The sequence below is a fragment of the Adlercreutzia equolifaciens genome, assembly GCF_029076695.1.
Lineage (GTDB): Bacteria > Actinomycetota > Coriobacteriia > Coriobacteriales > Eggerthellaceae > Adlercreutzia > Adlercreutzia equolifaciens_A.
The window spans coordinates 1-319 of sequence record NZ_JARFIK010000250.1; the positions used below are offsets into that span (position 1 = coordinate 1).

Here is a 319-nt window from a genome sequence, read left to right on the forward strand (position 1 = left end):
GCCGATTTTGGAATACACCGCTTCTGGAAATATTCTGTTTTTTTGCAATTTCTTCGTTGTTCATTTCCAAGAAATAATACATCAGCAAAGTTTCACGGTTACGCTCGGATAACTGTTTCAAGGCTTCTGCCAATTCATCATCATAAACACGAATATCGTAACCGCATACATTGAAAATCGTATAGTCCGTTTCATAATCGTCCCAGACAGCCAGATTTTCTACAACGATTTCTGGGAGTTCGCAAAAGAGCGTTTCTTTCTCTTGTCGTCGTTTTAATTTCTGCTGGTAGTCCTTAACAACATGACGGACAACTTTCTT

General features: G+C 38.9%; 1 protein-coding gene. It reads right to left on the reverse strand.

The genetic code is table 11. From position 1 onward, the window contains the following. A partial coding sequence (locus tag PZH32_RS12270; RefSeq protein WP_275208531.1) for an RNA polymerase sigma factor occupies positions 1 to 319 on the reverse strand: 319 nt, incomplete at both ends.